The 23,271-nt window shown below is 47.0% G+C and carries 21 protein-coding genes and 3 tRNA genes; 14 read left to right on the top strand and 10 right to left on the bottom strand.

The genetic code is table 11. The features are described from left to right. The first annotated feature begins 16 nt into the window (after nt 1–16). Nucleotides 17–103, top strand: a tRNA-Leu gene (locus APAR_RS06875). Between the two features lie 41 nt (nt 104–144). Here APAR_RS06875 and APAR_RS06870 read toward each other — a convergent pair. After that, on the bottom strand, nt 145–366 hold the full coding sequence (locus APAR_RS06870) for a DUF6724 family protein (RefSeq protein WP_012809419.1): 222 nt from the start codon (nt 364–366) through the stop codon (nt 145–147). A 110-nt stretch (nt 367–476) separates the two neighbouring features. On the opposite strand from APAR_RS06870, the gene serS reads away from it, so the two are divergent. After that, entirely contained in the window at nt 477–1,760 is a 1,284-nt protein-coding gene (gene serS, locus APAR_RS06865; RefSeq protein WP_012809418.1) for a serine--tRNA ligase, read from the top strand. A gap of 144 nt (nt 1,761–1,904) precedes the next feature. Beyond that, nucleotides 1,905–2,225 carry a hypothetical protein gene (locus tag APAR_RS06860; protein WP_012809417.1) on the top strand — a complete coding sequence of 107 codons (321 nt, stop codon included), beginning with the start codon at nt 1,905–1,907 and terminating at the stop codon, nt 2,223–2,225. A 36-nt stretch (nt 2,226–2,261) separates the two neighbouring features. Here the strand turns inward: APAR_RS06860 and APAR_RS06855 are convergent. The 4 genes from APAR_RS06855 to treP form a co-directional block, all read right to left on the bottom strand. Next, nucleotides 2,262–2,338, bottom strand: a tRNA-Arg gene (locus APAR_RS06855). A 113-nt stretch (nt 2,339–2,451) separates the two neighbouring features. Then, nucleotides 2,452–2,542: transfer RNA gene (locus APAR_RS06850), tRNA-Ser, on the bottom strand. A 390-nt stretch (nt 2,543–2,932) separates the two neighbouring features. Next, entirely contained in the window at nt 2,933–4,630 is a 1,698-nt protein-coding gene (locus APAR_RS06845; RefSeq protein ID WP_012809416.1) for an alpha,alpha-phosphotrehalase, read from the bottom strand. A 23-nt stretch (nt 4,631–4,653) separates the two neighbouring features. Beyond that, complete coding sequence (gene treP, locus APAR_RS06840; protein ID WP_012809415.1) at nt 4,654–6,147, bottom strand: PTS system trehalose-specific EIIBC component; 1,494 nt, start codon at nt 6,145–6,147, stop codon at nt 4,654–4,656. Nucleotides 6,148–6,363: 216 nt separating this feature from the next. On the opposite strand from treP, the gene treR reads away from it, so the two are divergent. Continuing rightward, entirely contained in the window at nt 6,364–7,083 is a 720-nt protein-coding gene (gene treR / locus APAR_RS06835; protein ID WP_012809414.1) for a trehalose operon repressor, read from the top strand. On the opposite strand, the gene APAR_RS06830 is transcribed toward treR, so the two are convergent. Genes APAR_RS06830 through APAR_RS06820 form a run of 3 tightly spaced genes read right to left on the bottom strand, consistent with a single transcriptional unit; the run spans nt 7,058 to nt 9,302 of the window. After that, nucleotides 7,058–7,738 (bottom strand): sensor histidine kinase, encoded by a 681-nt coding sequence (locus APAR_RS06830; RefSeq protein WP_012809413.1) that lies wholly within the window; start codon nt 7,736–7,738, stop codon nt 7,058–7,060. The genes treR and APAR_RS06830 overlap by 26 nt on opposite strands. Continuing rightward, complete coding sequence (gene gluQRS, locus APAR_RS06825; RefSeq protein WP_012809412.1) at nt 7,735–8,670, bottom strand: tRNA glutamyl-Q(34) synthetase GluQRS; 936 nt, start codon at nt 8,668–8,670, stop codon at nt 7,735–7,737. Before gluQRS ends, APAR_RS06830 begins: the two co-directional genes overlap by 4 nt. A gap of 2 nt (nt 8,671–8,672) precedes the next feature. Next, nucleotides 8,673–9,302: a GNAT family N-acetyltransferase gene (locus APAR_RS06820; RefSeq protein WP_012809411.1), complete on the bottom strand. Its 630-nt coding sequence runs from the start codon at nt 9,300–9,302 to the stop codon at nt 8,673–8,675. Nucleotides 9,303–9,442: 140 nt separating this feature from the next. On the opposite strand from APAR_RS06820, the gene purH reads away from it, so the two are divergent. The 9 genes from purH (at nt 9,443) to APAR_RS06775 (ending at nt 21,497) form a co-directional block, all read left to right on the top strand. Beyond that, entirely contained in the window at nt 9,443–11,032 is a 1,590-nt protein-coding gene (gene purH, locus APAR_RS06815) for a bifunctional phosphoribosylaminoimidazolecarboxamide formyltransferase/IMP cyclohydrolase (protein ID WP_012809410.1), read from the top strand. A gap of 52 nt (nt 11,033–11,084) precedes the next feature. Further along, a complete protein-coding gene (locus tag APAR_RS06810; RefSeq protein WP_012809409.1) occupies nt 11,085–11,747 on the top strand; it encodes a hypothetical protein in 663 nt (220 codons plus the stop codon). A gap of 393 nt (nt 11,748–12,140) precedes the next feature. Next, nucleotides 12,141–15,695 (top strand): pyruvate:ferredoxin (flavodoxin) oxidoreductase, encoded by a 3,555-nt coding sequence (nifJ, locus tag APAR_RS06805; RefSeq protein ID WP_012809408.1) that lies wholly within the window; start codon nt 12,141–12,143, stop codon nt 15,693–15,695. Nucleotides 15,696–15,843: 148 nt separating this feature from the next. After that, nucleotides 15,844–17,256, top strand: coding sequence for a MurT ligase domain-containing protein (locus APAR_RS06800; RefSeq protein ID WP_012809407.1), 1,413 nt, complete (start codon nt 15,844–15,846; stop codon nt 17,254–17,256). Continuing rightward, the gene (locus APAR_RS06795) at nt 17,249–17,995 is read left to right on the top strand and encodes a glutamine amidotransferase (protein WP_012809406.1); all 747 of its coding nucleotides are present in this window, start codon (nt 17,249–17,251) and stop codon (nt 17,993–17,995) included. The genes APAR_RS06800 and APAR_RS06795 overlap by 8 nt, the downstream gene beginning before the upstream one ends. Before the next feature lie 216 nt (nt 17,996–18,211). Next, entirely contained in the window at nt 18,212–18,838 is a 627-nt protein-coding gene (locus tag APAR_RS06790; RefSeq protein ID WP_012809405.1) for a QueT transporter family protein, read from the top strand. Between the two features lie 6 nt (nt 18,839–18,844). After that, on the top strand, nt 18,845–20,185 hold the full coding sequence (locus APAR_RS06785) for a GAF domain-containing sensor histidine kinase (RefSeq protein WP_041654087.1): 1,341 nt from the start codon (nt 18,845–18,847) through the stop codon (nt 20,183–20,185). A 48-nt stretch (nt 20,186–20,233) separates the two neighbouring features. Next, on the top strand, nt 20,234–20,947 hold the full coding sequence (locus tag APAR_RS06780) for a LytR/AlgR family response regulator transcription factor (protein WP_012809403.1): 714 nt from the start codon (nt 20,234–20,236) through the stop codon (nt 20,945–20,947). Nucleotides 20,948–20,999: 52 nt separating this feature from the next. After that, nucleotides 21,000–21,497 carry a metallophosphoesterase family protein gene (locus APAR_RS06775; RefSeq protein WP_012809402.1) on the top strand — a complete coding sequence of 166 codons (498 nt, stop codon included), beginning with the start codon at nt 21,000–21,002 and terminating at the stop codon, nt 21,495–21,497. On the opposite strand, the gene APAR_RS06770 is transcribed toward APAR_RS06775, so the two are convergent. Together APAR_RS06770 and trxA are read right to left on the bottom strand one after the other, a co-directional pair. Further along, nucleotides 21,457–22,173 (bottom strand): phosphatase PAP2 family protein, encoded by a 717-nt coding sequence (locus tag APAR_RS06770; protein WP_012809401.1) that lies wholly within the window; start codon nt 22,171–22,173, stop codon nt 21,457–21,459. The two genes, APAR_RS06775 and APAR_RS06770, sit on opposite strands and share 41 nt — an antisense overlap. A 99-nt stretch (nt 22,174–22,272) precedes the next feature. Then, complete coding sequence (gene trxA / locus APAR_RS06765; protein WP_012809400.1) at nt 22,273–22,590, bottom strand: thioredoxin; 318 nt, start codon at nt 22,588–22,590, stop codon at nt 22,273–22,275. A gap of 238 nt (nt 22,591–22,828) precedes the next feature. On the opposite strand from trxA, the gene APAR_RS06760 reads away from it, so the two are divergent. Further along, nucleotides 22,829–23,269: a hypothetical protein gene (locus APAR_RS06760; protein ID WP_245526049.1), complete on the top strand. Its 441-nt coding sequence runs from the start codon at nt 22,829–22,831 to the stop codon at nt 23,267–23,269. Nucleotides 23,270–23,271 lie beyond the last annotated feature (2 nt).

The raw sequence follows: 23,271 nt of genomic DNA, 5'->3' as shown, positions 1-23,271 counted from the left end.
TATTATTCCCTAGCACGCGGGTGTGGCGGAATTGGCAGACGCGTACGGTTCAGGTCCGTATGAACGCAAGTTCATGGGGGTTCAAGTCCCTTCGCCCGCACCATTTGCATTTAAAAAAGTCCCTTAACGGGGCTTTTTTGTTGCTTATTTATTGTCTTCCTCAAAGTCAGACCAGCCCTCTTCGGAGTCATCTCCAAAGAGATCCCAATCTTCATCAGTTTTTTTGTGGTTGAAATACATCTTTTTTGTTTTGCGCTCAAGCACAAAAGAAATAACTAAAAAGAGCAAAATTCCACCAAGCACAAGGAATAATGCACCAGTCTTATCGCCAAAAAGCCAACTAATAAACGAGTTAATTGCGTCCATAATCCTACTCCAGAACATGTGAAGGGTTAAGAATCTAAATACAAGTATATACTTGGTAGGCTATAAGAAAGAATGCACTGCCAAAAAGTGTTGATTCAAGGAGAAGCTGCATGCTTGATATCAAATTTGTGCGCGAGAATCCTGACCTCGTAGATAAGGCTTGCGAGTCTAGGCAAAACGCCCATTGGGATCGCGAGAAGTTCTTTGAGCTTGATGAGGAACGTAGAAGCGTAATTAGTGAGGTAGAGACGCTTCAGGCAGAGCGCAATGCTGTTTCTAAGCAGATTGGCCTTCTTATGCGTGAGGGCAAGAAGGAAGAGGCTGAGGCAGCTAAGGAGCAGGTAGCAGCTAACAAAGATCACATTGCTAGGCTTGACCAGCGTCGCGGTGAGGTTGAGGAGGAGCTCACAGCCCTTGTTGCAGCTATTCCAAACATTCCTGACGCATCTGTTCCTTATGGCAAAGACGACTCTGATAATCCAGAGGTTCGCAAGTGGGGAGAGCCAACTCAGTTTGACTTTGAGCCAAAAGCACACTGGGACCTTGGTCCTGAACTGGGCATGATTGACTTTGATCGTGGTGTAAAACTTGCAGGAACTCGTTTCTACCTTCTTGGTGGTATGGGCGCTCGTATGGAACGTGCGCTTATTAACTTCATGATTGATACGCATAATCAGGCAGGCTTCAAAGAGTGGTGGCCACCAGTCATTACTAACCAGGATTCACTCTATGGCACTGGTCAGCTTCCAAAGTTTGAGGAAGATTTGTATCACGTTCAGCCTGACCTTTACCTCATTCCAACTGCTGAGGTTCAGCTCACTAACATTCACCGTGATGAAATTCTGGATGCATCTCAGCTTCCTTTGCTCTATACCGCGTTCACTCCATGTTTCCGCGAGGAGGCAGGTTCAGCTGGTCGAGACACTCGTGGTATCATCCGCGTTCACCAGTTTGACAAGGTAGAGATGGTTAAGTTTGCAAAGCCTGAGGATTCCATGAATCAACTTGAGTCTATGGTTCAGGAAGCCGAGAAGATCCTTCAGCTTCTGGGTCTTCCTTATCATGTGGTTACTCTCTGCACTGGCGACATTGGATTCTCTGCATGTAAGTGCTATGACATCGAAGTCTGGCTCCCAAGCTATAACGCATACAAGGAGATTTCTTCTTGCTCAAACTGCTGGGATTTCCAGGCACGTCGTGCAAATATTCGCTATAAGGATCCAGCCGAATTTAAGGGCACCCGCTTAGTTCATACACTTAATGGCTCGGGCCTGGCGGTTGGTCGTACTATGGCAGCAATTATGGAGAATTATCAGAACGCGGATGGCTCCGTTACTGTTCCTGAGGTGCTTCGCCCTTACATGGGTGGCATTGAGGTTATTCGTCCAGAATAGTTTCTCTTTTTAATCAAAATTGATTCAATTTCTGAAATGGTCTTCAAAAAATTGTGGAGACCATTTCTTTTATTGATTTATAGAACATATGTTCTATAAATCAACTATACTGAGGATGACAAAGTAGAAAAGGAAGAGGTAGAAATGAAGAATAGAGTTGGAGTAAAAGAAAGAGTTGTTATTCGGCAGTTAGTTCAGGGAGAAGAAGCAGAAATAGGATTTGGGAATAAGGAGTTTTATTCAGAGATTCAAATAGCGCCAGATCAAGTTGAAGTGTTAAGAAATTGGATTTCACTTAAAGGAAGAGTTGGACTTAAAGATTTGGATCCGCAAGAGTATTTAGATGTTATAGCAGCGGAAACATGTATGGCAGAAGTAATGGATGAGCTTGATGAGGCTCATATTTTGTACAGTTATCTGTATGCAAATTCTTCTGGAGAAGTAGCTTTAAGACCGGTTAGATAATAAAAAAGAGCTCCTGAAGGAGCTCCTAAGTTCAAGTGGTGCGGCGTATAGGATTCGAACCTATGACGCCCTGATTCGTAGTCAGGTCCTCTATCCAGCTGAGGTAACGCCGCGTGCAAGTAGATAGAATGCCATTTTCCAGTAAAAAATGCAAGACTAATCTTAGAAAAAAGTTCTTCTCGGTAAGAAAAAAGCTCGTTGCGGTGATGCAACGAGCAGAAAATTCTGGCGGAGAGCTGGGGATTCGAACCCCAGATGGGCTTGGGGCCCATACTCGCTTAGCAGGCGAGCACCTTCGGCCTCTCGGTCAGCTCTCCAAAATGGGTGCTTGTGAATGATACCCCGAACTGGCGCCACTCACAAGGGGGTGCGGACGAAAAGTTGGACCGTCAAGGGCGGTCGGATTGGAGTTCACATGTATAGCAAAGAGAACGTAGAGCTGTTTTTGCTCATTCACAGAATCTCCACGTCTAGCCTTCTGATAGAAGTATGTAAACGAGCTACTTAAATGAAGTACGTAGGTTTTATAGTTTTCGAGGGACTGTTTAGAGAGGCTGCTAGAAATGCGCCAAGTTGGTCTTGAGTCGACCAAACTTGCTGCAAATTTGGTAAATGCACGTATGGCAAGCTAAGAGAAACCTAGCAACTTCTAGGTGTCGACAAGAACTTTGGATAAGGAGCTTTGGGAGGACTCGAGTATGACTCTATCATTCCCAGATAAAGGCTCGTGCCTCAAAAGGACGAAGTATGAGCGCATCTGCATCGGTTACGGTGTTGGGATAGTTACCAATAAGGACGTCAGACCCATCGATTTCAGCTTTCGGCGCACAGCGAACCTTTTGGTCAGAGAAGTTTGCAAAGACGCGCACGCAACAGCTATCCAAGGTACGCTCGTAGGCAATGACCTTCTCGCCAGCGGAGTCGATAAAGCAAACATCTCCCTCGCTGATAACGGGATGAGTTTTTCGAAGAACAATGAGCTTTTGATAGAAGGAGAATATCGAGTCAGGATCGCCAACTTCTGCAGCAGCATTGATGATGGTGTGGTTGTCGGGAATGCCAATCCACGGTGTACCGGAAGTGAAACCTGCGGTTTTTGAGGCATCCCATTGAACGGGTGTGCGCCCATTGTCGCGGGAGCGCTCGGAGATGATATGGAGCGCTTCTTTGGGGGAGCAGCCCCGATCCTGAAGGATCTTAAAGTAATTGAGGGACTCCACGTCTCGATACTGTGTGATATTGGTAAATCCCGCATTGGTCATACCCAGCTCTTCTCCCTGGTAAATATAGGGAGTTCCGCGCAGAAGATGTGCGGTGACGGCAAGCAGTTTGCTGGACATTTCCCAGTAGTGCTCGGTATCGCCAAAGCGAGAATTCGGACGAGGCTGATCGTGATTGGCCCAAAACAGCGCATTCCAGCCTCCACCTGCCGTAATCTGTTCTTGCCACGATTTCAACAGCTCACGAAGCTTGCCGATATCCGGCTCTTTGAGCGACCACTTGTCTCCGTTGAGGTAATCAACCTTAAGGTGATGAAACGAGAAGGTCATGGCAAGCTCATGGTCAGCCGGATTGGAATAGCGTATGCAGTTTTCAATTGAGGTGGAGCTCATTTCACCGACGGTCATCAGCCCGTCGATACCACCGCGCTTGACGAGTTCCTGCAGGTATTCGTGGACATGTGGCCCGTCGGTGTAAAAGCGCCTGCCGTCTCCTATGGCGTCGTCCTCAAAGACATCTGGCTTGGAAATGAGATTAACAACGTCAAAGCGAAAACCATCAACGCCTTTGTTGTGCCAGAAACTCACTATGTCGGCAAGCTCGGCTCGGACGCTTGGGTTGTCCCAGTTGAGATCCGCCTGTGAGGCGTCAAAGAGATGGAGATACCACTTATGAAGTGTGGGAACCCACTCCCATGCGCTTCCGCCAAACTTGGACTTCCAGTTTGTTGGCGGCGTGTTGGGGTTGCCATCGACAAAGGTATAGTAGGCAAGGTATTGAGGATCGCCGCTAAGTGCCCGCTGAAACCATGGATGCTCGGTTGATGTGTGGTTAAAGACCATGTCGAGCATCAGCTTGATACCGTGCTTTTTTGCTTCGGCTGAAAGTTCGTTGAAGTCAGCCATGGTGCCAAAGAGAGGCTCGACGTTGCGGTAATCTGCAACGTCGTAGCCATTGTCATGTTGGGGTGAAACAAAAAACGGAGTAAGCCACAGATAGTCAACGCCGAGTTTTTGCAGGTAGTCAAGACGTTGCGTGATGCCGGGAAGGTCTCCGATGCCGTCTCCGTTTGAATCGTTAAAGGAGCGGACGTAGATTTGATACACAACCTTGGTGCCGAGAAACTCAGCGCGCGTATAAGCGCCCTTGGGATTGCTTGTTACTCGTGAAGATTGCCCTGACATATCCGCTCCTCTTACAGGTTTTATTAGGCCGAAAGGGCACTGTTTTTCTCGCCATCAAGCGTGACGACATTGGTATCGATACCTTTATCAATACCTTGGCGTTTGCCGATGGTGAATGTAAGAACAAATGGAACCACTACAGCGATGGCCATGCAAACGGCGAAGATGCCGATAAACTCGGGGCGAATTGAAAGAATTCCGGGGAGTCCACCAACGCCAATGGAGAGAGCGTTGACACCAAAGGCCGTACAGACACCTCCTGCAATGGAACTGCCAATCATAGCGCATACGAAGGGGAAACCGTATTTGAGGTTGACGCCAAACATAGCGGGTTCGGTAACGCCAAGGTAGCAAGAGATGATGGAAGGGATGTTTACCTGCTGAGCATTTTCGTCATGCTTCTGAAGGACAGACATGGCGAGAACCGATGAACCCTGAGCAATATTGGAAAGTGCGATCATGGGCCACAGTGGAGTGCCATAGTTATTGGAACTTGCAATAAGCTGCATGTCAACGGCATTGGACATGTGGTGCAAGCCAGTGATGACAAGGGGAGCATATACGGCGCCAAAGATAAGGCCAAAGAGCCATGCAAACGGACTTGTGATGCCTGCGAGAACAATGTTTCCGATCCAAGATCCGATGGTCCAGCCAATGGGGCCAAGCACGAAGTGAGCAGCCATAACGGCAAGCAAAAGTGAGCAGAAGGGCACTACGATCATCTGAATGACGGATGGCGTGATTTTCTTAAAGAATCGCTCGAGGTAGTTGAAGGTAATCGCAGCGAGAATAGCGGGGATAACTTGAGCCTGATATCCAATCATGCGGACCTGCGCGAAGTCAAAATTCCATGTATGGGTAGCCCAATCAGCGGCGGTTGCTCCTGAAACAGCATAGGCATTCATGAGCTGGCCGGAAACGAGGGTGAGGCCAAGCACAATGCCGAGCATGGGGGTCCCGCCCATTTTCTTTGTGATTGACCAGCAAATGCCTACAGGGATGCCGGCATGGAAGACTGCCTCGCCAATAAGCCACAAGAAGTTATATACGCCCGTCCAGAAGACGGAAAGCGAAGCGAGGGTCTGGTTGCCTTCAGGTCCAAAGTAGGGCATCTCGCCAAGCACGTTTCGGAAGCCAAGAATAAGGCCGCCGGTAATGATTGCGGGAATCAGGGGAGCAAAGACCTCGGCAATGGCTCCCATGGCTCGCTGCAAAATGTTTGTGTTTTGAAGGGCGGCTGATTTGACGTCTTGTTTTGAAGCCTCACTTACGCCAGAAATACCGACAAAGGTGTCGTAAAAGTCGGCGACGTCATTGCCGATAATAACTTGAAACTGGCCGGCTTGCGTGAAACTTCCTTTAACGGATGCAAGCTTTTCAATGGCAGCCACATCCGCTTTTGAAGGATCTTTCAAGGCAAATCGCATGCGTGTCATACAGTGTGAAGCCGCAGCAATGTTGTCTTTGCCGCCAACGAGCTCGAGGAGTTCACGAGCATCATGGTCGAACTTTGCCATCTTTCCTCTTTTCCTCGTGGAACTAACTTATGCAAATAAGTTAGTTCATCGGAGCAATTTCTTTGGCGGAAAATGAAAAATCGACAGTTTCGTATTGCTGAGCGGTATAAATTTGCCTATAAACGTCTTATGCAGATGATTTGGATAAGTAGGTGATATGCTGTTTTTGGTGAAAAAATATAAAATAATTGCAACTAAACAGCGATGGAGATATGCATGAAGGCAATTTATGATGAGATTTATAGGAATCTTTTAGGAAAAATAGAGCGAGGAGAATATCCCTATCAGACCTATATTCCATCTGAGGCGAATCTTATAAAAGAATACAGTTGCTCTCACAATACGCTCAGAAAGGCAATTGCACTTTTAACGCAGCAAGGGGCACTGCAGCCCGTACATGGCAAAGGGGTGCGCGTTATTTACCAAAAGCGCCCGCGAGCTCTTTTTGAGCTGGGAGGTATTGAAACATTTCAAGAGGCATCCAAGCGCAATCAACTCGATACGGAAACACGGGTTCTCAAGTTTGAACGTATTGTTGCCGATAAAGACTTCGCACGCTACACCGGATTTGGTGAGGGCGATGAGCTTTTATATGTTGTTCGAGTGAGGGTTGTAGGCTCTAAAGCATCGATTCTTGACTGCAATTATTTCCGAGCAAGTCTTGTACCAGGCTTAACTCCTGATATAGCTCAGTTTTCAATCTATGACTATATCGAGAAGACCCTCAATATGCAGATTGCAACCAGCAAACGAACCGTTACCGTTGAGCGTGTTACCCGAGAAGATCAAGACTGTCTCGATCTTGACGGTGCAGATTACCTGGCCGTGGTAACCGGGCAAACATTCAATTTCCAAGGCGAGATGTTTGAGTTTACGCAGTCAAAGCACCGTCCAGATTACTTCTCGTTTTTTACGGTTGCTCGTCGCGAGATATAGCAATGGTGAATCGCGTGCCTACACCTTTGCGCGAGAGCACGTCGACAGAGCCGTCATGACTGTCAACGATCCACTTTGCAATAGAGAGGCCGAGGCCGGACCCGTCGTTATTTTCCGCACGGGCTCTGTCGGCGCGCCAAAACCGCTCAAAAATATGTGAAACCGCTGCGTCGGATATGCCAACACCTTTATCTTGTATAGATACACGGACGTACTTCTCGTCATATGAAACGTCAAATGTAATGGATGTATTCGAAGGAGAATAGCGGGCGGCATTGTGGACAATGATTCTCAGGCATTGTTTGAGCAGCGCGATATCGCCAACAACTTGATAGTGCGGTTCATTCATAAACGTTGCGTCAAAGTCCAGGACATAGCGATGGTCAGGGTCAATCATCTCGGACTCTTCCCATACGTCATAGGCAAGCCGTGCAAAATTTACGTGAGCCGTGGTAAGGGTATTTCTGCCGGCATCGCCTCGTGCAAGAAAGAGCAGCTGTTCAACGAGCTCATGCATGTGCTCGCTTTCGGATTTCAATGCGGCGATAGATTCATCAAGAACCGCCTCGTCAGTTTTTCCCCAGCGATCAAGCATATCGGCATACCCGCGAATAACCGCAATGGGGGTGCGCAATTCGTGGCTTGCGTCATTCACAAAACATGTGAAAAATGCTCAACAACCACGTTTTTTCGGTGAGCGTGAAGTGCATCCCAGGAAAAGCGATTTACAACTTGTGCTGCAGAAAGAGTTTCATCCTTTTCCGCAAGACCTATGCAATAAGCCAAAAAGCCAAGAATTTCTTCTGGTGTTTTTCCTTGAGCTCTAAGGGCACCAAGATCTAAGTCACGGTCACGTTTGGAAAGCCTTCTACCATCCGGTGCAACAAGTAAGGGGAGGTGAGCGTATGTGGGATGAGAAAGACCAAGTGTGTCTTGTAAATAAAGTTGTCTAGGTGTCGAGGAGAGAAGATCCGATCCTCTGACTACTTCAGTTATGCCCATATCAGCATCGTCCACTACCACAGCAAGCTGATAAGCAAAGATTCCGTCTGCACGTTGGACAATAAAGTCTCCACATGATTCAGCAAGGTTTTGAGATATTGGACCATAGACTTTGTCTTCAAATGTGTAGTTCTTATTAGAAACTCGCATACGTGTTGCTGGAATTTTATGTTTTGAGAGTTCTTCACGCTCAGACTGGCTTAGATTGCTGCAAGTTCCTGCATAGATATACGTACCGTCGCTGGCATGAGGGGCCTGCGCGACGTGTAAGTCTGCTCGGGAGCAAAAGCAAGGATATAGGAGCCCCTGCTGTTTTAATCTTAAAAGAGCCTCTTGGTAGAGCTCTGTACGCTTACTTTGGTAGAACGGGCCTCTGTCCCAATCTAGCCCCAACCACTGCAGGTCATCAAGAAGATAGGAGGTATATTGAGGGTTATGAGCGCGAATATCTAAGTCTTCGATGCGAAGAATAAAGTTGCCATTTTGGGAACGAGTACTAGCCCAAGCCATAAGCGCTGAGAAAACGTTACCAAGATGCATTCTTCCGGAAGGAGTGGGCGCAAACCTTCCAACGCAAGGGTTCATTCTTAGAGATCTCCTGCATAGATATAAGCAAATCCAAAGTCTTTTGTTGATGATTTGACAGCCGCTTTGTCTTTACATGTAAGACCCTTGTGCTGATAGAAGCCAAAGTCACAGCTATCATCAGTTGCAAGAAAATAATGCTTGGCTCCCTGTTCTTTCATAAAGTTCAAAATGTAGGAGAAGAGCATGCCTCCAATGCCCTGGCTTTTTATAGCAGGGTTAACACAGAACAGGGTAATCTCCCATTTAGGATTGTTAGTGTCTGTGTTCCAATATTTGTGAACTAGACCAGATTCGACATCGCCAAAGACCTCATGATCCTCAAAATCTTCTGCGCTGAATAGTTTTTTAGCTTTTGTGGTTGCCTCATTTTCTAGTTTTTGCCATTTTTTATAATCGGCTGGAGTTTCTCCGTTTGAGCAAAAAATAAGACCAAGTATTTGGTCGCCTTGTTTTGCTACAAAGCGATGAGTAGAAACGCTAATAAAATAGGCGATATCAATAGTCGCAAGGGAGTGACTTTCATCTTTTGACTCTTCACCATCCAAGTACCAGACGCGTTCAAAGATTGATATGAGCTCCGGTAAGTCAGCATCTTCAAAGGGGACTATGATGGGAGTATCAATAGACATATGAAATAGTTCCTTTCGTGTGTTTTACATCGGAAGATTATAGAATAGTTTCAAGTTTGTTTACATCTAGTACGTAGTGTTTTGCAGCTGATAGTCTGTAAGTGTTTCTGATAGCAAGTGTCAAACACAAAGGAGCGGCAATGGCTGAGGCCCCTATCAAACGTGCGCTAATTTCGGTAACAGATAAAACGGGTATTGTTGAATTTGCACAAACTCTTACTAAAGAGTTTGGTGTTGAAGTAATTTCAACAGGTGGAACCGCAAAAACCCTTGAAGAGGCTGGTGTCCCCGTAGTTCCTATTGAGTCTTATACCGGATTTCCAGAAATGATGGACGGTCGTGTTAAGACGCTGCATCCTCGTGTTCATGGTGGTCTTTTATGCCGTAGAGATAATTCCGGTCATGTCGCAGACGCAGAGAATAATGGTATTGGCATGATTGACCTGGTCTGCGTTAATCTCTATGAGTTTGAGAAGACTGTAGCTGATCCATCAGTAACTCTTGAAAATGCAATTGAGCATATCGATATCGGTGGACCTTCAATGCTCCGCTCTGCTGCAAAGAATAATGATTTTGTTACGGTTGTTGTTGATCCGGCAGATTATGGTCGTGTTCTTGATGAGATGCGTGTCCATGACGGTGCAACTACAAGGGCTTCTCGCCAGCAGCTGGCTTTGAAGGTATTTAAGACAACGGCTGCATACGATGGCGCTATTGCCGCATACCTTTCTGGTGTTGTTGAAGCAGAGCAAAGTAAATTCCCAGAGACTTTGCTGGTAAAGGCAACAAAGGAGCAAGATCTTCGTTACGGAGAAAATCCTCAGCAGTCCGCAGCGTTTTACAAGATGCCTGGCGCTCCTGCACACTCCCTAGCAAATGCTCAGCAACTTCAGGGTAAGCCTTTGTCTTACAACAATTTGTTGGATACCGATGCAGCTTGGGCGGCTGTTCGTGAGTTTGATGATCCATCAGTCATTATTTTGAAGCATCAGAATCCTTGTGGTTCTGCAACAGCAGAAAATGTTATTGAGGCATATGACCGGGCATTTGCTTGTGATCCTCTTTCTGCATTTGGTGGAATTATTGCAGTGAACAGAGAAGTTCCACTGGAGTTTGTGGAGCATTTTGCAGATATCAATAAGCAGTTTGTTGAGGTTCTTATTGCATCAAGTTTCACGGAAGAGGCTCTTGAGCGACTGTCAAAGAGAACAAATCTTCGCGTATTAGCTACGGGCGGAATCGATAGAAGTCGTGAGCTCGAAATGAGAACTGTTGATGGTGGTCTTTTAGTGCAAGACCTTGATCATGCTGATGAAACTGCGGATAGCTTTGAGGTTGTCACAAAGCGTCAACCAACTTCAGAAGAGTTGTCTGATTTGGTATTTGCTTGGAAGGTCTGTAAGACCGTTAAGTCTAATGCAATTCTGGTCGCAAAAGATCAGGCTGGAATTGGTATGGGACCAGGTCAGCCCAACCGTGTTGATGCTGCTCTTCTCGCATGTGAGCGTGCTGAAGCAGCTTGCGAGCGTATGGGAATTGATTCAAAGAACCTTGTGGCTGCATCTGACGCATTCTTCCCATTCCGAGATAACGTTGACACGCTGGCAGCTCATGGCGTAACAGCTATTATTCAGCCAGGTGGATCAGTTAGAGACGATGAATCCATTGCTGCTTGTGATGAATATGGTATTGCAATGGTGTTTACGGGAAAGCGACACTTTAGGCACTAATCTGCTAAGTCGGGACTAGCAGTCAATACTATAAAAATTGGGGGAGGATACTGTGGACCAGGAAGAGTTAAAAGCAGCTCAGAAGTTTGAGCTTGATAATCCAGAACTTGTTTGTCGCTGGAGACTGGCTGGAGGAGCTCTTCCTCTTGATAACAGGCACTTACGTGCGCTGAGTAGACGAATAGTTGCTCAAAAAGAAGTTTCTCCGCACTTGATTGCTTGGGCTAAGCAACACATTGAGGGAACGCTTAAAGAAGGATCACAAGAGTATCCAGATGGCGTTCTAATGATTTTGCTTGAAAGTAATGGCCAGGCTGCTATGACCGTTGGGCCTTATCAGTCTTTGGAGGAGAGATCTGTTCTGTCTCTTGCAGGACGTGCAAGAATTTCACAGCGAGAAGAGCAGCAAACTCATTGTGCACCAGAGGTACTCTGGCTGGTAAAGGACGGAAGGATTATCGTTGGCACCTCAGAAGAAAGTGTTCAATCTGGAGCTACAAGTTTGGTGCTTGATTTAGCACAGACTCTTCATGAGCCAATAGAGTTTAACCCAGATGTTGTTGCACAGATATTTGATGGAACTGTTGAATTTGATGAAGCTTTTCTTACATCAGATGAACACGGAATCGTATGTGCCTCTGATGCTGAAGGCCAGATAGGAGAGCGTTTTTTATTTGGTTACAAGAAGCTTTGTGAAATTAAAGCTTCAAAGTAATCAGAAGAGGCATGAGATTTAAGAGCATTTAAAAGCGCAATCAATGCGTGATAAAACTATTGTGCGTTGATTGCTCACGTAAAAATCTGTTTAGTTTTTAGACAGATGGCTGTTTGCGTACTTGAATATTTTGTTGAGTTACAAAAAAGTTGTACTTTATTGTTATGTTTATTTTGCAATTTCGCAGGTAGAAATTCCTACCTAAAAATAGGTATTTATTGGCTTGTATTTCTGATTTGTTTCATTGTTTTTTTGCGCAATAATAAAAGCATTATGCGACCGCTGCCGGCCGAACTATGAAACCTGTTTCCGTAGTCACCCAGGGTCTACAGCTTTATTTTGGATCGCACAGACGCATACTGTGAGAAATCACAGATTAGGCAAGGAGAGGAAATGGCAAGAAAGTTTAAGTCCATGGACGGTAACAACGCCGCGGCTTACGTGTCGTATGCGTTTACTGAGGTAGCGGGCATTTACCCAATTACCCCATCAAGTCCAATGGCAGACTATGTTGACCAGTGGTCCGCTCAGGGCGTAAAGAACATCTTTGGCACAACCGTCAAGGTTGTCGAGATGCAGTCCGAGGCTGGCGCAGCTGGTGCTGTTCACGGTTCTCTTGGTTCGGGTGCTCTGACCACTACTTACACCGCTTCTCAGGGTCTCTTGCTCATGCTTCCAAACATGTACAAGATTGCCGGCGAGCAGCTTCCTGGTGTTTTCCACGTCAGCGCACGTACCGTTGCAACCCATGCATTGAACATCTTTGGCGATCACTCTGATGTTATGGCTACTCGTCAGACTGGTTTTGCACTTCTCGCAGAAGGCAACGTCCAGGAGGTTATGGATCTGGCTCCTGTTGCTCACCTCGCAGCAATTAAGGGCAAGGTTCCATTTGTTAACTTCTTCGACGGCTTCCGTACTTCTCACGAGATTCAGAAGGTTGCTGTTTGGGATTATGCTGACCTGGCTGAGATGTGTGATATGGATGCTGTTCAGGCATTCCGTGATCACGCACTGAACCCAGAGCATCCAGCAAGCCGTGGTTCCCACGAGAACGGCGATATCTTCTTCCAGCACCGCGAGGCATGCAACGAGGTTTATAACCAGCTGCCAGCAGTCGTTGAAGACTACATGAACAAGATCAACGCTAAGCTTGGTACTGATTACGGTCTGTTCAACTACTACGGTGCAGAAGACGCTGATCGCGTTGTTATCTGCATGGGTTCCTTCTGCGATACCCTTGAAGAGGTTATCGATTACCTGAATGCTCATGGCGAGAAGGTCGGTCTGGTTAAGGTCCGCCTCTATCGTCCATTCTCTGTAAAGCACTTTGTTGATGTTCTTCCTGAGTCCGTCAAGAAGATTGCTGTTCTCGACCGTACCAAGGAGCCAGGCTCCGTTGGTGAGCCTCTCTACGAGGACGTTGTTTCTTCTCTCTATGAGGCTGGTCGTACAGGCATTAAGGTTGTTGGCGGTCGTTATGGCCTTGGTTCCAAGGACACCCCACCATCATCTGCATTTGCAATCTTTGAGGAGCTCAAGAAGGATAATCCTCAGCGCGAGTTCACCATTGGTATTGTTGACGATGTTACCAATCTGTCTCTCCCAGAGGATCCTGAGGCTCCTAACACTGCAGCTGAGGGCACCATTGAGTGCAAGTTCTGGGGTATCGGCGGCGACGGTACCGTTGGTGCTAACAAGAACTCCATTAAGATTATTGGTGACCACACCGATAAATATGTTCAGGCATACTTCCAGTATGACTCCAAGAAGACTGGCGGCATTACCATCAGCCACCTGCGTTTCGGTGATCACAAGATTCGTTCTCCTTACTATGTCACCAAGGCAGACTTTGTTGCATGCCACGTCCCTGCATATATCATCAAGGGCTACAAGATGGTCCGCGATGTCAAGCCTGGCGGTACTTTCCTGGTCAACTGCCAGTGGGATGCAGAGGAGTTTGCACACCACCTGCCAGCAGAGGCAAAGCGCTACATTGCTAAGAACAACATCAACGTTTATCTGATTAATGCAATTGACCTTGCCAAGGAAATTGGTATGGGTAAACGCACTAACACTATTCTTCAGTCTGCATTCTTTGCTCTTGCAAAGGTTCTCCCAGAGGCAGACGCACTTCAGTACATGAAGGATGCTGCAACTCACTCTTACCTGAAGAAGGGTCAGAACGTCGTCGATATGAACCACAAGGCAATCGACGCCGGCGCTACCGCATTTACTAAGATTGAGATTCCTGCTGATTGGGCTTCTGCAGAGGATGCTCCTAGCACAATCACCCTTGAGGGTCGTGAGGCTCTGCTCAAGCAGGTTCGCGACATCATGACACCAGTCTCTCGTATGGAGGGTGACGCACTTCCTGTTTCCGCATTTAAGAACCACGTTGACGGTCAGTTTGAACTTGGCGCTGCTGCGTATGAGAAGCGTGGCATTGCTGTTGTTGTTCCTGAGTGGAACGTCGAGAAGTGCATCCAGTGTAACCAGTGCGCTTATGTCTGCCCACACGCAGTCATTCGTCCATTCGTCCTTACCGACGAAGAGGTTGCTGCTGCACCAGCACAGTCTCAGTTCAAGGATGCCGTTGGTCCTAAGGCTAAGGGCTACAAGTTTGAGATTGCTATTTCTCAGCTCGACTGTACTGGTTGCTCCAACTGCGTCTACATCTGCCCTGCAGATGCTCTGACCATGAAGCCAATCGAGGAGCAAGAGTCCAAGCAGGAGATCTTTGATTACGCAGTTAATCACGTCTCCGAGAAGACCGAGCTTGTCGCTAACAACGTTAAGGGATCCCAGTTCAAGAAGCCTCTTCTTGAGTTCTCTGGTTCCTGCGCAGGCTGCGCTGAGACCAGCTATGGTCGTCTGGTTACTCAGCTCTTCGGCGATCGTATGTACATCTCCAACGCAACTGGTTGCTCCTCTATTTGGGGTAACCCAGCTTCCTGCTCACCATTCACTACCGATGCAAATGGTCACGGTCCGGCATGGAACAACTCCCTCTTCGAGGACAACGCTGAGCACGGTATGGGTCTGATGCTTGGTCACCAGGCACAGCAGAAGCGTCTTCTCGAGCTTGCTCAGCAGCTTGTCGATGAGGACGGCGCATCTCAGGACCTCAAGGATGCTGCTAAGGCATGGATTGAGTCCGTCAACGACGCAGCCCTCTCGAAGGAAGCTTCCAAGACTTTTGTGGTTGAGCTTGCTAAGTCTGACCTTGCAACAGCTAAGGAAATCCTTGCTAACAAGAGCTTCCTCACCAAGAAGTCCTTCTGGATCTTCGGTGGCGACGGTTGGGCATACGACATCGGCTTCGGTGGCCTTGACCACGTTCTTGCTTCCGGCGAGGATATCAACGTCTTTGTCTTCGACACTGAGGTTTATTCCAACACCGGTGGTCAGTCCTCTAAGGCTTCCCGTCTTGGCCAGGTTGCACAGTTCGCTGCAGCTGGTAAAGACATCAAGCAGAAGAACCTTGCTGAGATCGCTATGACTTACGGTTACGTCTATGTTGCTCAGGTCTCCATGGGCGCAAACCTCCAGCAGACCCTCAAGGCAATTGCCGAGGCAGAGGCTTATCCAGGACCATCCCTCATCATCGGTTACTCCCCATGTGAGATGCACTCCATTAAGGGTGGCATGGCTCACGCACAGGAGGAGATGAAGAAGGCAGTCGATACTGGCTACTGGAACCTCTATCGCTTCAACCCATCTGCACCAGCAGGTAAGAAGTTCACGCTCGACTCTAAGGCACCTAAGGGTGGCTACCAGGAGTTCCTGATGAACGAGGCTCGTTACAGCCGACTCACCCGCGAGTTCCCAGAGCACGCAGAGAAGCTCTTCAAGGAGAACGAGGAAGCCGCAATGGCTCGCTACGATCACCTTGTACGCCTCTCCGAGCTCTATGCAGCAGAGAAGAAGGAGCAGCCTGAGGAGTAAGGCAACTTACTTTCACGGAGCTTTGGCCGAGCCAGGATGTCCTGGCTCGGCTTTTTTATGCGACATTTTTGACGAGAAGACCTGTGTTCTTCAAGCCCTTCTCGTGAGGTGATAAACTAGAGAGACTTTGCTCACGATGGGAGTTACTGTGGCACAAAAAAAGAGCAGATTATTTCCTGTAGCTTTTCTCGCTGCTAAAGCAACACTTGCAGCACTTAAGTTGACTAATCACGAAGGTGGAACTCTACCAGGATTTATTGCGGAGGCCATTGACCCTGCATTTTTAGGGGATATCGCTAAGCCAGAACAGGTTGTCTTTATCACAGGTACTAATGGCAAGACAACCACTAATAACTTGCTCAACGATCTTCTCGCTGATAACGGTTATCAGACTGTTACTAATCGCGTTGGCGGTAATATTTCTAGTGGTTTTGCAAGCTCATTTGCAAAGAACGCCACATGGAAGGGCGCTTCAAAGACTAAGCTTGCAGTTATGGAGTTTGATGAGCTCTCTGGACCTCGCATTTTTCCTTATTTGCAGCCTGATATTTTGTCCGTTACTAATTTGTTCCGCGATACGTTTTCTCGCAGTGCAACGCCAGACTATGTGTTTGACGTTATGGATAAGGGTATCCCTGCTTCAACTCATCTGATTTTGAACGCAGATGACATGATTAGCTGCAGACTTGCCCCTCAATGTACTCATCGTACGTATTACTCAATTGCAAGGTTGGCTGATGATACTGCGGATCCTGTAGGCATTGTTTCAGACCTTACCGCATGTCCAAAATGTGGCGGCAAGCTCAAGTGGGATTACGCTCATCTCAGACATCTTGGCCACGCAACTTGCGAGGAATGCGGGTATACCAATCCAACTCCTGATTATGAGGTTATCTCAGTAGAGCCAGAGACTGGCAAGTTTGTGGTCAAAGAACACTGCCACGAGGGTGCACCAACGTACGAATATAAGCTCAACAGCTACTCTATCGTTAACCTCTACAACCTGTTTGTAGCTATTGTTACCGCGCGTGAGATGGGTCTTGCGCCTGCAACTATCGCCGCGTCTTTGCAGCGCGTTAACATTGCTTCTTCCAGGTATAACGAGATTGATTACAACGGTCGTCGCCTTATTAGCATGGCTTCTAAGGGCGAGAATGACACGGCAACCTCAGTTACTATTGATATCCTGCGCAAACAACCAGGCGATAAGGCAATTATCATCATGATTGCTGATGCATATATGGCAAAAGCTAAGGACCAGACAGAGTACATTGGCTGGTACTACCAGACCGACTTTGAGTTCCTGCAAGATCCAAGTGTTAAGCAGGTCATTATTTACGGTGATACATCACTTGATCTGCAGCTCAGACTCAGACTTGCGGGCGTTGATCCTGCTAAGACCTTTGTAGCAAACTCTCCTGAAGAGACTGCTGACCTGGTTGATCTCAATGCTTGCCAACACGTTTTCTATGCACATGGCCTCTACAACGGTGGTATTGCTGATATCAGCAGAAACCGTATCATTGAGCGCTTAAAACAGATGGAGGCCTCCAATGAGTAATCCAGCAACTAAGATTGAGATTCTTTATCCAGAGTATGGCAACCAGGGTGGAGATAACGGAAATGCTCTCTACCTGGAGGCTTGTCTCCCAAAAGAGAACTTTGTGTATACCTCTCATGCCGCGACGCCTTACTTTGTGGAACATACACCGTCAGCAATCATCATGGGTGGCATGACAGAGGCTCAGCAAGAGCTTATTATTTCTCGCCTCATGCCTTACAAGGATAGACTGGCTGAACTGGCTGATCAGGGCGTCCCTATGCTGTTTACCGGTAACGCTTCAGAGCTTTTTGGCGAGAAAATCGTTAATCCAGACGGCTCTGAAATTAAAGGCTTGGGTTTGTTCAAATTCACGACTACTCGTTATATGCCTCAGCGCTTCCACGACGTTCAGGTGGGAGAGTTTGATCCCGGCAACGGCAAAGAGCCTTTTACTGTTGTTGGCTTTAAGATGCAGTTCACGCTTACTGAGGGAGATAACTCCAACTGCCATTTTCTTAAAAATAAGGTAGGTTTTGGCATCAATAAAGAAAGCAAGTTGGAAGGTTTCCGACGCAAGAACGCTATTGCCACCTGGCTTATTGGTCCGCTGCTTCCACTCAACCCTTACCTCACACGTTGGATTTTGGATATGGCGGGTGAAAAAGACACTCCTCTTGCCTTTGAAGAAGAGGCTATTGCTGCATATCAAAAGCATGCTCGCGAGATGGTCTATCCAGGAATGCATTTGCATTACTAGTTCAAAATTTTATGCAACTGAGCGCGTATGGCGAGAAACCCTATGCGCTTTATAGTGTCACATTATAGTGAGCTTATATCCAATGGTTTAAATACGCTGCAGGTCATAGGTGTAGTTTTTTTGCAGAACTAACGCACGCCTAGGTAGCTCATTTGCTCATATATGCTTTTCGTCGTATTATGAAACAAGTTTTTAGAGTTAAACAAGGGGAATGTTTTGCCACAGGTTTCTTCAGCTTATGCAACAAAACAGCGCGCTCAGCGCCTTGCACGTATTGGTATCATTGCAGCTCTTTACGCAGCGCTTACGCTTGCAACCCTTCTCTTCTTAGGCGGTCTGGCCTGGGGTCCCGTGCAGTTCCGTATTTCTGAGGCAGTCGTTGTCATTGCACTTTTTACTGCTGATGCAATTCCAGGACTTACACTCGGTTGCGTTATCGCCAACCTTGCGAATATGGTTATTTCCGGCACGGGAGCTTTAGGATTGCTAGACGTTGTTTTTGGTTCCTTAGCAACTGCCCTTGGTGCATGGTTTACCTGGAAGAACAGAAAAAATGTGCCGCTCGCCCTTCTCGGACCAGTGCTTGCAAATGCGGTTATTGTTTCTGCGTATCTTCCAATTTTGCTTCAGGGGTTGGGATTTTACACAATTCCATTTACTACTATAGAGCTTGATGGATCGTATCCTCTTATGTTCTTGTTTGGCTTTATTACCACAGGACTCGGAGAGGCTGTTGTTCTTTATGTACTTGGTGTGCCTTTAGCTCGTGCACTTAAGCATTCGCCTTTGCCTCAGCAGCTTGCTTTTTCTGAGGGTTCTACCACAGAATCAGTAGGGAACTAGATAGCTATGCAGGGGCTTGCTCAGTATATGCAGAGGTCAACCAAGGTGGTCTTGGTCCTTTTTGCCTGTGTATTGCTGGGTTTGCTTTCTTGGAGTGTCGTAACAGACAATCTGTTTGCCGCTCTTGTTGCGGGCGGAGGACTTGCCACGGTCATTGTTCTTGGCGGTACTACTCAGCCTGGTAATGAACATACTAGATCTCAAGAAACAGAACGCACACTTGAGGTTGCGTCAAAGACGCTTAAGACTTTACGTGGTGGATTGTCACAAGAAACAGCACCAACTATCTGTACTTTATTGCTTTCAGAAACTTCAGCTGCCGCTATCTCTATTACCGATACGGAGTACGTATTGGGTTTTGAGGGAGATATTGCAACTGCACATGTACCTGGATCAAAAGTTGTTGGTCCTGCAACTGAGGTTTTGGAAAGTGGGCGCATGGAGACGTTTGTCTCGGTTGACAGTCGCCAGCAGGTGCTAAAAAGGCGAGGTGGTTTTGGAAATGGTGGCAGTTCCTTTGGCATTATTGTTCCGTTGATTGTTCAGGATCGCCCTGTCGGAACCATCAAACTGTATTATCGCCGCGGTATTGAAATTGATCGCACGCAGTTGGCAATCGCTGAGGGCTTGGGTGAGCTTCTCTCCACACAACTTTCATCTTACGAGCTTGATCGTCAGGCAGAACTGACCGCTCGGGCCGAGGTCAAAGCCTTGCAGGCTCAAATTAATCCGCATTTCCTGTTTAATACGCTCAATACCATTGCATCTCTTACGCGTACAAATCCTAATAAGGCACGAGACTTGCTTCGTGAGTTTTCTGTGTTTTATCGTCGCACACTTGAGAGTTCTCAAGGCTCGCTCATTCCGCTTTCTCAGGAATTGACACAAACACGCAGGTATTTGACAATTGAAAAAGCCCGTTTTGGAGAAGAACGTATCCAGGAGTCTGAGCATGTTGACGAGGGATGCGAAGACATTCAGGTCCCGTCTTTTTTGATTCAGCCTATTGTTGAGAATGCAGTGAGGCATGCCATGAAAGATGAAGGCGCACTCCATATTGACATCCACGTCGCACGCGACGAAGATGATATTCTTATATCTGTTGCTGATGATGGTCTTGGAATGGATGAAGAGACTGTTTCTCGCTTGCTTAATGGTCAAGGCCCTACTCCGCACAATTCTTCGGGGAGAAGTGAAGGTACGGGTATTGCCATTAAGAACGTAGCTGAGCGAGCTGAGCGCTTCTACGCTGCTGGATCTGGCATGGAAATCATGTCTAAGCCAGGTCAGGGCACGTGCGTGACACTCAAGCTTGCAGGTGCGGCACTGCAGGTAACAGCACAGTAGTACACAGTTTTGCTTAACGCTGCGTTAGGCCGTTGGGAGATGAATGACATGCGTGCCATGATTGTTGACGACGAGGCTCCAGCCCGTTCTGAGCTTAAGTTCTTACTTGAGGAAACTGGTCGTCTCGAAGAAATCATTGAGGCCACAAGTGCAAGGGATGCTGTCGAGAAACTCATGGAGTCTCGTGTTGAGGTTATATTCCTTGATATCTCTATGCCTAAGACAAATGGAATGCAGCTTGCAGAGGCTCTTCACAAGTTGAAGAATCCTCCTCAGATTGTGTTTGTTACCGCATATAGTGAGTATGCATTGGATGCATTTGGCGTTAATGCTGTCGATTACCTAATGAAGCCTGTTGAGACCGAGCGTCTTGAGCAGGCTCTTGATAAGGTTGAGGAGCGCCTACGTCCTCAGTCTCCTATGGCAACCATTGAGCGAATTCCCGTCATTAAGAGTGGAAGCAAAGTTCTTGTTCCTATTGATCAGATTCGCTTTATTGAAGCAAAAGACGATTATTCTTGCATTTATACAGAAGACGATCGCTTCCTATCTACCATTTCTTTGCAAAAACTTGAAGAGCGCCTTGCTCCACACGGATTCTTCCGCATTCATCGTAGCTTTATCGTGAATCTTGAGTATGTTGACGATGTTGAGGTTATCTCTGCTGGTATCCTTCAGTTGACTATTCAGGGATTTGAGGAGCGTCACATCTCGGTTTCTCGCCGTCGTGTGGTCGCACTCAAGCGAGCGTTGGGACTGTAGAAGCTCAAAGAGTTTCTCACCAGCAGCTTAAAAGCGCACGTAGGAGTTTGGTATGGCACTTGTAAGGTTTGACGTAATTTCAGATACGCATGGGTATTTGTCATCTGAGTTGCTTGAGGCTCTACAAGGCGCCAATTACATTGTTCATGCAGGGGATATTACCTCTAACGCCGATTATCAGACGTTGCAAAAAATTGCTCCCGTTAAGCTTTGTCTGGGCAATAATGATTTTTGCTACAACTACGGTCCTATGGTAAAGAAAAAGATTATTTTCTTTGCGGCTGGTCTTAAGTGGCAGGTATGTCATTATCGCGAGAGGCTCGACCTCGTTAAATGTAACATTGCTATTTGTGGTCATACGCATAAGCCCCTTTTACAGCGCGACGAGTGGACTAATACCCTTGTGATGAATCCAGGAAGTCCGACCTACCCTCGTGGGCGCGAGGGTGCAACTATGGGACGTATTATCGTTGATGAAGAAGCAGCTCAGGTGGTCAGCGCAGAGATTATTAGTCTGTCTTCGCTTGAGGTACTTTTTTCTTGTAAATAAGTGATGGAATCATCAGTTTGGTGAAGAGAACCAGCCATACAAGGGCAAGCGAGAAACCACCAATAACATCGGTGGCGTAGTGTACGCCTAGATAAATTCTACTGACGCCAATCATGATGATGATACCAGAGAATAGACCACACCAAATCCAGCGCTGAAGTTTGTCTTTCTCGTAATGCCAGACCAGCCAAATAAGTAAACCGTAAAAGGCCATTGAGAACATCGAGTGGCCCGAAGGGAAGCTATAGCCGGTTTCAACTACCAGCCTAAAACCATCTGGGCGGGGGCGCTGGACAATGGCTTTAAAGATGAGGTCAACAATAACGACGCCACCAAGATTAATGGAAGCAAGCCTACCAACACTTGGCCCTGGCGCAAAAGCAGCAACCACAATAAGCATGACAATAACAGTGACGGGACTTGCAAGCCCAGAGAAACCCTCCATTATTTCTGTGAGAAGTGGAGTTCTGAGGTGGACAACAAAGAGTCTGTAGGCAAAGCGATCGATGCCAATGACATCGCCTTCAGAAACGTCAATCAACAAAAAAATAAAAATTGCTGAAGAGATAAGCAGAATGATGGTAGAGAGGCTTGAACGCAAACGCTGTAGAAAGAGGCGCTTGCGAACCCCCTTTAAAAGTCCTGTCTTTTGAGCGTCAAGGCTTTTATCGGCCATTGGTTCTCCTTGTAACTGTAACAAAAAGGCGGCACGCCGATAGACGTACCGCCGCTTAGTTCAATGATAAGCCAGCACAGGCGTGTGGCATACAAGAACTTACAGGTTAGCGTTGAGCTCAGAAACGAGGTCAGCCTTAGGAAGGTTGCCAACCATGGTGTGAACAGGCTCACCGTTCTTGAAGAGGATGAGGGTAGGGATGGAAACGATGCGGAAACGAGTTGCAAGATCTGCCTCGTCATCAACGTTTACCTTGTAGACGTCAAGCTTGTCTGCCATCTCATTGCCAACTTCCTCGACAACTGGACCAAGAGCGCGGCAAGGACCACACCAAGATGCCCAGAAATCAACAAGAACAGGCTTGTCTGCGTTAGCAAGAACAGAATCGAACTCTGCAGTAGTAAGTTGCTGTGCCATAACGAACCTCCAGTTACATACGGCCTTAAGCCATTTAATTACAAGCGCTAGCAAACTTATCCCCAAATTAGAAAAGTGTATACACATAACTTTGCAGACTTGCTCAAATTATGAATTACGTGCATAGTTGGCATATAAGAAAGAGGTGTGCATGCCAAGCGAAAGATTTATGCGAAAAGAAGCTTACATAGCAAAAATAACGCATGAGTTTGGAGATTTTGCTGCTCAGGGGGTGTGTATGGCAGGCAATGCTTTTGCATCGGTTCTATTAGTAAAGGGGCAAGAAGACTTTGAAGAAGCAGAGCTTTCCGCACTTCGAGCCTCTCTAGAGCACTTAGGATATGCACCTGAGGCATGGGCCACCTTACTTACTACCACAAAAACAGGAGACCCTATTAACCCTCAGCTTGTGAGGCAGGCGATAAGTGCATTTAGTCCAGATACTGTGTTGATGGTAAATGATGCAGCAGTTACATCAGTGCGTGAGGCATTTGCAGAAGAGCTTGCCCAATTAAAGACTGATGCCGAAAAGACCTTCTCGCCCCGTGTCCTTGTTCGTGTATGCGGAATGCGCATGATAAATCTTGATAATTTTGCTTCTGCACTTGATGATCTTCATCAGAAACAGATGCGCTGGGCTGCGATTAAACAGGTTCCACCTTTGGGAGAACCCTATTAGTA

The organism is Lancefieldella parvula DSM 20469, assembly GCF_000024225.1.
In the GTDB taxonomy this organism is placed as follows: domain Bacteria; phylum Actinomycetota; class Coriobacteriia; order Coriobacteriales; family Atopobiaceae; genus Lancefieldella; species Lancefieldella parvula.
Note: the sequence above shows the minus strand (reverse complement) of the source record. Positions and strands in the feature narration are given on the sequence as shown.